General features: G+C 72.1%; 11 protein-coding genes and 1 tRNA gene. 8 read left to right on the plus strand and 4 right to left on the minus strand.

All coding sequences use genetic code 11. The annotated features are described in order from the left end of the window. Nucleotides 1–34: 34 nt before the first annotated feature. The 3 genes from BFF76_RS26580 to BFF76_RS26590 all read left to right on the plus strand — a co-directional run bounded on the left by BFF76_RS26580 (nt 35) and on the right by BFF76_RS26590 (nt 2,526). Nucleotides 35–736, plus strand: coding sequence for a FadR/GntR family transcriptional regulator (locus BFF76_RS26580; RefSeq protein WP_031099544.1), 702 nt, complete (start codon nt 35–37; stop codon nt 734–736). A gap of 75 nt (nt 737–811) precedes the next feature. Next, nucleotides 812–1,897: an S-(hydroxymethyl)mycothiol dehydrogenase gene (locus BFF76_RS26585; protein ID WP_031099542.1), complete on the plus strand. Its 1,086-nt coding sequence runs from the start codon at nt 812–814 to the stop codon at nt 1,895–1,897. Further along, nucleotides 1,897–2,526: an MBL fold metallo-hydrolase gene (locus BFF76_RS26590; RefSeq protein WP_031099540.1), complete on the plus strand. Its 630-nt coding sequence runs from the start codon at nt 1,897–1,899 to the stop codon at nt 2,524–2,526. The genes BFF76_RS26585 and BFF76_RS26590 overlap by 1 nt, the downstream gene beginning before the upstream one ends. 12 nt (nt 2,527–2,538) lie before the next feature. Here the strand turns inward: BFF76_RS26590 and BFF76_RS26595 are convergent, their stop codons facing one another. Then, the gene (locus BFF76_RS26595; RefSeq protein WP_031099536.1) at nt 2,539–3,477 is read right to left on the minus strand and encodes a pseudouridine synthase; all 939 of its coding nucleotides are present in this window, start codon (nt 3,475–3,477) and stop codon (nt 2,539–2,541) included. Nucleotides 3,478–3,802: 325 nt separating this feature from the next. On the opposite strand from BFF76_RS26595, the gene BFF76_RS26600 reads away from it, so the two are divergent. Then, complete coding sequence (locus tag BFF76_RS26600; RefSeq protein ID WP_065849210.1) at nt 3,803–4,618, plus strand: alpha/beta fold hydrolase; 816 nt, start codon at nt 3,803–3,805, stop codon at nt 4,616–4,618. Between the two features lie 80 nt (nt 4,619–4,698). Here the strand turns inward: BFF76_RS26600 and BFF76_RS26605 are convergent. Continuing rightward, nucleotides 4,699–4,786: transfer RNA gene (locus BFF76_RS26605), tRNA-Leu, on the minus strand. Nucleotides 4,787–4,927: 141 nt separating this feature from the next. On the opposite strand from BFF76_RS26605, the gene BFF76_RS26610 reads away from it, so the two are divergent. The 3 genes from BFF76_RS26610 (at nt 4,928) to BFF76_RS26620 (ending at nt 7,602) form a co-directional block, all read left to right on the plus strand. Continuing rightward, a complete protein-coding gene (locus BFF76_RS26610; protein ID WP_381823745.1) occupies nt 4,928–6,301 on the plus strand; it encodes a M20/M25/M40 family metallo-hydrolase in 1,374 nt (457 codons plus the stop codon). A gap of 144 nt (nt 6,302–6,445) precedes the next feature. After that, nucleotides 6,446–6,679, plus strand: coding sequence for a chaplin ChpH (chpH, locus tag BFF76_RS26615; RefSeq protein ID WP_031099530.1), 234 nt, complete (start codon nt 6,446–6,448; stop codon nt 6,677–6,679). A 137-nt stretch (nt 6,680–6,816) separates the two neighbouring features. Then, nucleotides 6,817–7,602: a chaplin gene (locus BFF76_RS26620; RefSeq protein ID WP_065849212.1), complete on the plus strand. Its 786-nt coding sequence runs from the start codon at nt 6,817–6,819 to the stop codon at nt 7,600–7,602. A 58-nt stretch (nt 7,603–7,660) separates the two neighbouring features. Here BFF76_RS26620 and BFF76_RS26625 read toward each other — a convergent pair whose 3' ends face one another. After that, the gene (locus BFF76_RS26625) at nt 7,661–7,849 is read right to left on the minus strand and encodes a DUF5703 family protein (protein WP_053930948.1); all 189 of its coding nucleotides are present in this window, start codon (nt 7,847–7,849) and stop codon (nt 7,661–7,663) included. Nucleotides 7,850–7,896: 47 nt separating this feature from the next. Here BFF76_RS26625 and BFF76_RS26630 point away from each other — a divergent pair, with 47 nt between their 5' ends. Then, nucleotides 7,897–8,553 carry a hypothetical protein gene (locus BFF76_RS26630; protein ID WP_031099526.1) on the plus strand — a complete coding sequence of 219 codons (657 nt, stop codon included), beginning with the start codon at nt 7,897–7,899 and terminating at the stop codon, nt 8,551–8,553. A gap of 77 nt (nt 8,554–8,630) precedes the next feature. On the opposite strand, the gene BFF76_RS26635 is transcribed toward BFF76_RS26630, so the two are convergent. Continuing rightward, on the minus strand, nt 8,631–10,295 hold a 1,665-nt coding region (locus tag BFF76_RS26635; protein WP_065849213.1), incomplete at its 5' end, for an ATP-binding domain-containing protein.

The raw sequence follows: 10,295 nt of genomic DNA on the forward strand, positions 1-10,295 counted from the left end.
TCGCTCCTCCAGGCCGCCCCGTAGGCTTGAGCGCATGACCACACCTGCCCAGGGGCTCCATACGCATGTGCTGGACGCCCTGGGCCTGGAGATCGCGGCGGGTGACTGCCCGCCCGGCCTGGTCCTGCGCACGGACGAGCTCGCCCAGCGCTTCGACGTGTCGCGCACCGTCGTACGCGAAGTGGTCCGCGTCCTGGAATCCATGCACCTCGTCGAGTCCCGTCGCCGGGTCGGAGTCACCGTGCGGCCCACCGAGGAGTGGAACGTCTACGACCCCCAGGTCATCCGCTGGCGGCTGGCCGGCTCCGACAGGCCCCGGCAGCTGCGCTCCCTCACCGTGCTGCGGTCCGCCGTCGAACCCGTCGCCGCGGGCCTGGCGGCCCGGCACGCCACCGCCGAGCAGTGCGCCGCGCTCACGGAGTGCGCCCTCGGCATGGTCGCGACCTCTCGCGGCCAGCAGCTCGAGGGCTACCTCCGGCACGACATCGCCTTCCACCGCATCGTGCTCAACGCCTCGGGCAACGAGATGTTCGCGCGGCTCGGCGACGTCGTCGCCGAGGTACTCGCCGGGCGTACCCACCACCAGGTGATGTTCGAGGACCCCGACCCCGCCGCCGTCACCCTCCACGTCCGGCTCGCCGAAGCCGTACGCGAGGGCGACGCAGGGGGAGCGGAGCGGCTGACCAAGGAGATCGCGGTCGGCGCACTGCACGAACTGGACGTACTGGCCCCGTGAGCGGCTCCCCGCCCGGGTACGGTGGGCGGGATCGATCTTCGCTACAACGGGGCAGTCGGGATGGGAGACCACGGCATGGCGCAGCAGGTACAAGGGGTCATCGCACCGGGAAAGAACGAGCCCGTGCGGGTCGAGACGATCCTGGTGCCGGACCCCGGCCCCGGTGAGGCCGTCGTCAAGATCCAGGCGTGCGGCGTCTGCCACACCGACCTGCACTACAAGCAGGGCGGCATCAACGACGACTTCCCCTTCCTGCTCGGCCACGAGGCCGCGGGTGTCGTGGAGTCCGTCGGCGACGGCGTCACCGACGTCGCTCCGGGCGACTTCGTCGTCCTCAACTGGCGTGCGGTGTGCGGCCAGTGCCGTGCCTGTCTGCGCGGCCGGCCCTGGTACTGCTTCGACACCCACAACGCCAAGCAGAAGATGACCCTCCTGGACGGCACGGAGCTCTCCCCGGCGCTCGGTATCGGGGCGTTCGCGGAGAAGACCCTCGTCGCCGCCGGCCAGTGCACCAAGGTCGACCCCGAGGTCTCCCCGGCCGTCGCCGGACTGCTCGGCTGCGGTGTCATGGCGGGCATCGGCGCCGCGATCAACACCGGCCAGGTCGGCCGCGGCGACTCCGTCGCCGTCATCGGCTGCGGCGGTGTCGGAGACGCGGCGATCGCCGGTGCCCGGCTGGCCGGCGCGGCGAAGATCATCGCGGTCGACATCGACGACCGCAAGCTGGAGACGGCGAAGAAGATGGGCGCCACCCACACCGTCAACTCCCGCTCCGACGATGCCGTCGAGGCGATCCGCGCCCTGACCGGCGGCAACGGCGCCGACGTCGTCATCGAGGCGGTCGGCCGCCCGGAGACGTACAAGCAGGCCTTCTACGCCCGGGACCTCGCCGGCACCGTCGTCCTCGTCGGGGTACCCACGCCCGAGATGCAGCTCGAACTCCCGCTCCTCGACGTCTTCGGGCGCGGTGGCTCGCTCAAGTCCTCCTGGTACGGCGACTGCCTGCCCTCGCGGGACTTCCCGATGCTCATCGACCTGCACCAGCAGGGACGTCTCGACCTCGGCGCCTTCGTCACCGAGACCATCGAGCTCGGCGAGATCGAGCAGGCCTTCGCCCGGATGCACGACGGCGACGTCCTGCGCTCGGTGGTGGTCCTCTGATGGCCGCCCGCATCGACCACCTCGTCACCTCCGGCACCTTCGCCCTCGACGGCGGCGAGTGGGACGTCGACAACAACGTCTGGATCGTCGGCGACGACACCGAAGCCGTCGTCATCGACGCCGCCCACGACGCCGCGGCCATCGAGGCCGCACTCGGGGGCCGTACGCTGCGCGCGATCATCTGCACCCACGCGCACAACGACCACATCGACGCGGCCCCGGCCCTCGCCGCCGCCACCGGGGCGCCGATCCTGCTGCACCCCGACGACCTGCCGCTGTGGGAGCAGACCCACCCGGACCGCGCCCCGGACGCCGAACTGGCCGACGGTCAGGAGCTGGAGATCGCCGGGACGCGGCTGAAGGTCATGCACACCCCGGGGCACGCCCCCGGCGCGGTCTGTCTCCACGCGCCCGGGCTGGACACCGTGTTCACCGGCGACACCCTCTTCCAGGGCGGGCCGGGCGCCACCGGACGGTCCTTCTCGCACTTCCCGACGATCATCGACTCGATCAGGGACCGGCTGCTCACCCTCCCGCCGGAGACCGCCGTCCGCACCGGACACGGGGACTCCACCACCATCGGTGCGGAGGCCCCGAACCTGGAGGACTGGATCAACCGCGGCCACTGACCGTCGCGGGGTTCACCGGTCCGGCCACGCGGAGAGCCGCAGCCCGCTCCCGAAGCGGTGCGGCTCACCCGTGACCGGGTCGGTGAACTCCAGCACGCTCGCGAGCAGTTGCAGCGGGTTCGCGTAGTCCTCGCATTCCGGATCGGGCCGCACCACCGGATAGACCGGATCGTTCACCAACGGCAGCCCCAGCGCGTTCATGTGCACCCGCAGCTGATGCGTGCGACCGGTCGCCGGCAGCAGCCGGTAGCGCCCGAAGGTGCCCCGGCGCTCCAGCAGTTCGACCCGGCTCTCACTGTTGGCGGCCCCCGGCTCCTCGCGCGCGGCGATGACCCCGCGCTCCTTCACGATTCTGCTCCGCACGATGCGGGGGAGCGTGAGCTCCGGATCGTACGGCGCCACCGCCTCGTACTCCTTGCGCACCAGCCGGTCCCGGAACAGCGTCTGGTACGCGCCCCGGTCCTCGGCCCGCACGACGCAGAGGACCAGGCCCGCCGTCAGCCGGTCCAGCCGGTGCGCGGGCTGCAGTTCCGGCAGCCCCGTCTCCCGGCGCAGCCGGGCGGTCAGGGTCTCGGTGATGTGCCGGCCGCGCGGGGTGGTGCTGAGGAAGTGCGGCTTGTCGGCGACGACGAGGTGCTCGTCGCGGTACACCACACCGACCGGGAAGGGCACCGGCTCCTCCGGTGCGAAATCCCGGTGGAACCAGAGGAACCGGCCCGGGGTGTACGGCTCCTCGCCCCCGACAGCGACGCCGTCGGCCCCGACGAACAGCCCTTCGGTGAGCATCGCGTCCACCCGCCGCGCCCCGACCGCTCCCGCGAACCGGTCCAGCAGGTGGTCCCGGACGCATTCCCACGCACCGTCGGGATCCTCCGGCAGCCTCACCCGCACGGGATCGATCCCGCACCGCTGCGGGAGTGGGGCGGCGGGGGGCTTCGCCCGGCCTCTCATCGCCATCGGTCCTTGTCGCCGGAGGGGGCCCGGAACGGACGGGCAGGGTCCCCTCATCATCCCATCGGGCAGACCCCCGGAGGACGCTCGTACTCCCTCCCGCGTGACCGGTAGCACCGTTCCGTGCCGGGCGCCCTCAGGGAGGGCGTGGGCGGTGGAGGGCGACGGCGCTTCTGGCGCACTCCGTGACCTTCCTCCGCATCAAGGAGTAGGACGGGGAGGAGCGAACACCCCCGGGTCGGCTCGGGGGGTGTTCCGCCGGTGACCGGACCGGCACGGGCGAAACGCCCGTCTCCCCGCGGATCATGGGGCTAGGGTGCCCGGCATGAACGCCATAACCCTGCGCGGTACCACCCTCGCCCACGACGACCTCGGTCCCCGGGCCGGACTGCCGGTCCTCCTGATCCACGGGCACCCCTTCAACCGCACCCTGTGGGCGCCCCAGGTCGCAGCGCTGACCGGAGCCGGATACCGGGTCGTCACCCCCGATCTGCGCGGTTACGGTGCCAGCGGCGTCACCCCCGGCAAGGTTCTTCTCTCCGACTTCGCCGACGACCTCGCCGCGCTCCTCGACCACCTGGGCATCGAGCAGGCCGTGGTCGGCGGTGTCTCCATGGGGGGTCAGATCGCCATGGAGGTCCAGCGCCGTCACTCCGGGCGGGTACGTGCCCTCGTCCTGTCCGACACCTCCGCTCCCGCCGAGACCGACGAGGGCAAGGAGTTCCGTAACCAGCTGGCCGACAGGCTCCTCGCCGAGGGGATGGACGGCTACGCGGGCGAGGTGATCGGCAAGATGCTCGCCGCGTACAACGTCGCCGCGATGCCGGACGTCGCCGAGCGGGTCCTGGACATGATGCGTGCCACCGACCCGCGCGGTGCCGCCGCGGCACTGCGCGGCCGGGCCGAACGCCCTGACTACCGGGACACGCTTGCTTGCGTCGGCAGCCCCGTGCTGATCCTGGTCGGCGCCGACGACGTCTACACCCCGGTCGCGGACGCCGAGGCGATCCACCGCCTCGTCCCCCACGCCACGCGGGCCGTCATCGAGAAGGCCGGGCACCTGCCCGGCGTCGAGCAGCCCGGACACTTCAACGCCGCGCTGCTGGACTTCCTCGCCACGCAGGTCGCCGGCCGTGACTGAGCCGCACCCTCGTCCGGCCACGCCGGTCGAGCCACAGTCCGGGAAACAGAAAAAACCCCAGAAGAACTGGGGTTTTCCGCTGGTGTCCGAGGGGGGACTTGAACCCCCACGCCCGATAAAGGGCACTAGCACCTCAAGCTAGCGCGTCTGCCATTCCGCCACCCGGACCGGGTGTGTCCTCCGGGGCGCTGCCCCTTCCGACGTGGAAAACCATAGCAAACATTCGGAGGTGCTCGATCACGCCCCCGGGCACTCAAGACGCATGACGAGCGCCGGGCGGCCTTGGGCGCGGGGCGTCGGCGCGCGAGGATGAGGGGGAGCACCACCGCGACAGTGGAAGGAAGCAGCGTGAGCGAGACCAGCACGGACCGGGCCGGCATCGGCGAGAGGGCCGAGAACGAGGTCGTGGACCTCTGTCGTGACCTGATCCGGATCGACACCAGCAACTACGGCGACCACTCGGGCCCCGGGGAGCGTGCCGCCGCCGAGTACATCGCCGAGAAGCTCGCCGAGGTCGGGCTCGAGCCGAAGATCTTCGAGTCCCACAAGGGGCGCGCCTCCACCGTGGCCCGGATCGAGGGAGAGGACCCCTCCAGGCCCGCGCTGCTGATCCACGGGCACACCGACGTCGTGCCGGCCAACGCGGCGGACTGGACACACGATCCGTTCTCGGGCGAGATCGCCGACGGGTGTGTGTGGGGCCGGGGCGCGGTCGACATGAAGGACATGGACGCGATGACCCTCGCGGTCGTACGCGACCGCATGCGCAGCGGCCGCAAGCCCCCGCGCGACATCGTCCTCGCCTTCCTCGCCGACGAGGAGGCGGGCGGCACGTACGGTGCGCGCCACCTCGTCGACAACCACCGGGACCTCTTCGACGGCGTCACCGAGGCGATCGGAGAGGTCGGCGGCTTCTCCTTCACCGTCAACGAGAACCTGCGCCTCTATCTGGTGGAGACCGCGCAGAAGGGCATGCACTGGATGCGGCTCACCGTGGACGGCACCGCCGGGCACGGCTCGATGACCAACGACGACAACGCCATCACCGAGCTCTGCGAGGCCGTCGGCCGGCTCGGCCGCCACAAGTGGCCGGTCAGGGTGACCAAGACCGTACGGTCGTTCCTCGACGAGCTGTCCGACGCGCTCGGCACCCCGCTCGACCCGGAGGACATGGAGGCCACGCTCGCCAAGCTCGGCGGGATCGCCAAGATGGTCGGCGCCACTCTGCAGAACTCCGCCGCCCCCACCATGCTCGGCGCCGGCTACAAGGTGAACGTGATCCCCGGACAGGCCACCGCGCACGTGGACGGGCGTTTCCTGCCCGGCTACGAGGAGGAGTTCCTGGCCGACCTCGACCGAATCCTCGGGCCGCGGGTCAAGCGCGAGGACGTACACGGCGACAAGGCGCTGGAGACGAGCTTCGACGGGTCCCTGGTGGACGCGATCCAGCTCGCACTCAAGGCCGAGGACCCGATCGCCCGTGCCGTGCCCTACATGCTCTCCGGCGGCACCGACGCGAAGTCCTTCGACGACCTCGGCATCCGCTGCTTCGGCTTCGCCCCGCTGAAGCTGCCGCCGGAGCTGGACTTCGCCGGCATGTTCCACGGGGTGGACGAGAGGGTCCCGGTGGAGGGCCTGACCTTCGGAGCCAGGGTGCTCGACCGGTTCATCGACCACTCCTGACCTCGCAGGCGGGTGAATTCGCCAGCCTGTGCGCACCTCACCGAAAGGGTGAAAGAGATCGTCTGCTCGTAGCCCCCTCACCCCCTCTTCGTTAGACGTGATGCGGTCCGCGGCTGGGACCGCACTTGTCAACTAGGAGGAATCATGATCAAGAAGGTCGTCGCAATCGCGGCTGCTACCGGTGGTCTCGTGCTCGCGGGTGCGGGTATGGCGTCCGCCGACGCCGGCGCCCAGGGTGCCGCCATCGGCAGCCCCGGCGTGCTCTCGGGCAACGTCGTCCAGGTGCCGGTCCACGTTCCGGTGAACGTGTGCGGCAACACCGTTTCCGTGATCGGGCTGCTGAACCCCGCCTTCGGCAACACCTGCGTCAACGCGTGACGATGCGCGTCAGCCCGTGAGGGTTTGAGTCCGGTCGGCCCCGGAGTGCGTGCCATGCACTCCGGGGCCGCTGGGCATCGGGCCCCGGCGCGGTTGCGCCGGGGTATTTCGGTAGGCAGAAGGCAGGAAAGCAACCTATGCGACAGGTCACACGCAAAGGCCTGATCACCATGGCAGCGGCGGGTGGAGTGCTCGCGCTCGGTAGCGGATACGCGCACGCCGACGCGGGTGCGGCCGGCGCCGCGTCGGGTTCACCGGGCGTGCTCTCGGGGAACTCGATCCAGGTCCCGATCGACGTACCCGTCAACGTGTGCGGAAACTCCGTGGACGTCGGCGGTCTGCTCAACCCCACGAGCGGAAACGAATGCGGAAACGGATCTTCGGATTCCGGACACGCGTCCGCCTCGGACGGCGGCTCCTCCTCCGGTCACGGCTCCGGCAGCCGGGCGTCCGGGCACCAGGGCGCGCGCGACAGCGGCAGCCGGGCGTCCGGGCACCAGGACATGCGCGACAACGGGGCGGGGACGGGCAGGCACCGCGCTTCCGGTACCTCGGCCCACGCCGTGACGACCGGTTCCCCGGGAATCCTCTCCGGCAATCAGGTGCAGGTGCCGGTCGAGATCCCCCTGAACGTCTGCGGCAACAGCGTCACCGTCGGCGGACTGCTCAACCCGGTCTTCGGCAACAGCTGCGAGAACGACACGGAGACGGCCCCGCCTCCCGTCGTGCCGCGGACGCCGCACACCCCGGAGAAGCCGGTCACGCCGGACGCTCCGCCGGCTCCCGAGACCCAGCTCGTGGCGGGCGAGCAGCTCGCTCAGACCGGTGGGGGCGGGCTCGACCTGCTCATCCCGGCGAGCGCGGGTCTGCTGCTCGCGGGTGCGGGCACGGTCCTGTACCGACGTTCGCGCAGCGCCGCATAGCGCCTGCGCCCCGTCGGGTGTGACGAGCGGGTTCCGCACACGCGGGGCCCGCTCCGTGCTACCAGGTGGGCCGGAGCTGGCGGATGATGCGGCGGCGCAGCCGCACCCGGCGGCTGCCGTCACGCCGCAGCGTCAGCCGGTCCAACTCCCAGTGCCCGTACTCGGCATGGTCGGTCAGCAGGCGGGCCGCCTCCTTGCGGGACACCCCGCGCGGCACGTACACGTCGATGAATTCGTATTCCGGCATCGCATCTATTGTGCGGGCAGACCCCCGGTACGGATAGCGTCTGTCCTATGTCTGATGCTGCGCAGCCCACCGCTGCCGAGGTACGCGCCGCCGCCGATGCAGTCAAAACCGCGCTCGACCGTCACCTCAAGGCGGTCGAACGCCGTACCGGGGACGACGACCCCGGTGTCTCCGACGCGTTCAACGCACTGGCCGCCGCGGCCGAGGTCTACGACGAACTGCTCTACGACCGCTACGACGAAGTCACCCCGTTCGAGATCCCGGCCGCCCAGGACTCCCTCCCGCCGTATGCCGGCCCGGAGGAGCCGCACGCCGTCAGCGTCCTGATCAGGCGAGACTACGCGGTGGCGGAGCCTGCCCGGCTGCTCGCCCAGGCCGAGCGGCTCGCCGACCTCGACCCGGACGGGCAGGACGGCGACGGTCTGCCGGCCGCCGGCGTGCACGCCGCTCTGGGAGTGGTGTTCGGCGAGTACGAGGCGGACGAGATCGCTTCCCGGCACCAGGAGTTCGGCCTCGAGGAAGGGGACTCCACCCTCTGGGTCTCCGCCGTGGAGGAGCTTCCCGAGCCGGGGGAGTGGCTCGCGGCGCCGTTCGAGGAGGCGGATCCCTCGATGGTGGTCTGCCGCTTCGACGTCAGCGCGGTCTTCGACGAGGAGGACGAGCTGGACGGGGACCCCGACGGCGTCGTCGCGGAACGCTCCTGATCCCACCGCCCGACGGCCCCGGCACGCAGCGCGCCGGGGCCGTCGGCATGCTCCGGCCGGGCCGGCGCCGACACCCGCTACGAGGCGTCCGGGGTGGGCAGCGCCTCCAGCAGGGGCCGCAGCCTGGTCGTCCGTTCCTGCGCCGGGACCTCGGCCACCGCACGCGGCAGGGCCTGGTCCACGCCGTGCACCACGGACAGGTGCCGCTCCCCACGGCTGAACGCCGTGTACACCCAGGGCCTGCTGAGCCCCTGCGCGGCGTCGCCGGGCAGGACGACGACGGCCGCGGGCCAGCGCATCCCCGCCGCCTGATGGGCACTGAGCGCCCAGGCATGGCGCACCGAGGCCTCCACCCGGTCCTGCGGTACGACGACGGGTGTGCCCGAGCAGTCCAGGTGCAGGCCGCCGGCGTCGGCCGAGACGACCGAGCCGGGCACCGCCCTGCCGGGCGCGGGGACGTGGACCACACGGTCGCCGGGATCGAAGCCGCCGAAACGGCCCGGCCCCGGATTGAGGCGCTGCTTGAGAGCCGCGTTCAGTGCCGTCGTACCCGCGGAACCACCGTGCCCGACCGTGATGACCTGTGTGTCGGCGGAGGGCACGCCGATGGCGCGCGGCACCGAGTCGGCCACCAGCTGGACCGTGCGGTGGACGGCCTCGCCGGCGTCGCGGACGGGCACGATCACCACTTCCCTGCCCGGCGCCTCGACCTGGGCGAGCTCGCCGATGCCGATGCCCGAGACCAGCTCGCCGATCGGCCCCGGGTCGGGCGTGCGCGAGACCACGTGCGGGCAGGCGCGCGACGCGATCACATCGGCGAACACCCGGCCCGCGCCGGCCGACCCGAGCACACCCGGATCGCCGCTCAGGATCAGCCGCGTCCCGTCGGCGAGGGACTCCACCAGCATCGCGGCCGTCTCCACGTCGAGCTGCGGGGCGTCCAGGACGACCAGCACGTCGACGGCGAACGCGCCGTCCGCGTCCCGGCCCGGCCCGCCCTCGCCGGAGAGCAGCGCTGAGAGCGTGACCGCGGACTCCGGATGACCTGCCGCGGCTGCCAGCCGGCGCCGGCCGTCCGCGCTGTGGGTGGTGCCCAGGGCCCGCAGACCGAGTCCGCGCGCGGCGGCGATGAGGGCGGCGGGTTCGGCCCGGGCGCTCTCGCCACCGCTGTGGACCACCAGGCCCGCGTTCGCAGCGGCCCGGATCAGCTCGCCCGCCGAAGGCGACGGTGCTGCGTCGGCGGCTTCGGTCCAGTCGGCGCCCTTCCCGCAGGAGTTGACCAGCCGCGCCAGGCCGTCGGCGAGGCTCTCCTCGGCCAGGGCGTACCGGTCGAGGCCGAGCAGGACCCGCACGGGCTCCTCGTCGCTCCCCGCGCCGTCCTCGGACGACTCCTCCTCGGCCTCAGCCGTCCCCTGCGGCTCCGCGCCGCCGTCGCCGTCCTGGAAGACCAGCACGACGCCCTCGGCGACGGCCTGCTGGACGGCTTCCCCGGGGTCGGCCACGGAGAGACCGGCCAGCCCCGCCCGCACCTCGTCGGCGTCCAGCGCGGTGTGGCCCCTCAGTGCCGCCCGCTCCAGCATCCAGCTCACGAGGGCCGCGGTGCGCCGCCCGTCGTCCGGGCCGCACTCCGCGCCCAGCAGCGCCCGGGCGAAGCCGTCCGCCTGCTCGGGCCGTACGCCCGGCACGGCCAGCAGCCGCCACGGGTCCTCCCGGAGCGCACCGGCGGCGGCAGCGCTCGGTGA

Source organism: Streptomyces mutomycini, assembly GCF_001700505.1.
Lineage (GTDB): Bacteria > Actinomycetota > Actinomycetes > Streptomycetales > Streptomycetaceae > Streptomyces > Streptomyces mutomycini.